Genomic DNA, 860 nt, shown 5'->3' with positions numbered 1-860 from the left:
AGCGCGACAGGTAGGCCAGCACGGCCTCGGGTCCGGCGAAAGGTGGCTTGGCATAGACGAACCAGTTCTTCCGTCTGAGCGGTGCTAGGAATTTGGCGAAGGCGCAGCGCTCGCTTAAGCCGGCATTGTCGCCGAAGAACGTCAGCCGGCCGGCGGCATGGGCCTCGGTCAGCTTGGCCAGGAAGAGCCGCCGGAACAGTCTTGACAGCACGCGCACGGGCAGGAGGAAGCCGGGCCGGCAGGACACCCACCGCTCACCATCGAGCACGATGCCGCCGCCGGGCACGATCATATGGACGTGCGGATGATGGGTCATCGCCGAGCCCCACGTATGCAGCACGGCGGTGATGCCGATGCGGGCGCCGAGGTGCTTGGGATCGGCGGCGATGGTGAGCATGGCCTCGGCGGCGGCGCGGAACAGGAGGTCATAGATCATCGCCTTGTTGTGATAGGCGATGTCGGCGACCTCGGCCGGCAGGGTGAAGACGACGTGGAAGTAGCCGACCGGCAAGAGATCGGCCTCGCGTGCGGCGAGCCATTCCCTTGCCGCCGCGCCTTGGCACCTTGGACAGTGTCTATTCCTGCAGCTGTTATACGCAATGCGACTGTGGCCGCAGTCCTCGCACGCCTCGACGTGACCGCCGAGCGCTGCGGTGCGGCAGGTCTGGATCGCCGACATCACCTTCAGCTGGCCAAGGCTCAAGTGGGACCTCCAGGGACGGGCGGCGCACCGCCGCCGCGTCATCCGTCCGGTCGTGTCTCGTCCTCCGTGAGCAGCTTGATCCGGTCGAGCGGGCTCATCACGGTGTGGATCGTCTTGGTGGCAACGTGGGCATAGAGTGCGGTCGTGTTGAGTTTGG

Annotated in this window: 1 protein-coding gene; it reads right to left on the bottom strand. The window is 66.0% G+C overall.

Annotated features, from left to right (window positions below; genetic code table 11):
- The coding region (locus AU465_RS05615; protein WP_210325005.1) for an IS91 family transposase at positions 1 to 745 on the bottom strand (745 nt) is incomplete at its 3' end.
- Positions 746 to 860: the final 115 nt, after the last annotated feature.

The organism is Mesorhizobium silamurunense (assembly GCF_014843905.1).
Taxonomy (GTDB): domain Bacteria; phylum Pseudomonadota; class Alphaproteobacteria; order Rhizobiales; family Rhizobiaceae; genus Mesorhizobium; species Mesorhizobium silamurunense.
The sequence above is the reverse complement of the archived record's forward strand: the minus strand, read 5'-3'. Positions and strand labels throughout refer to the sequence as shown.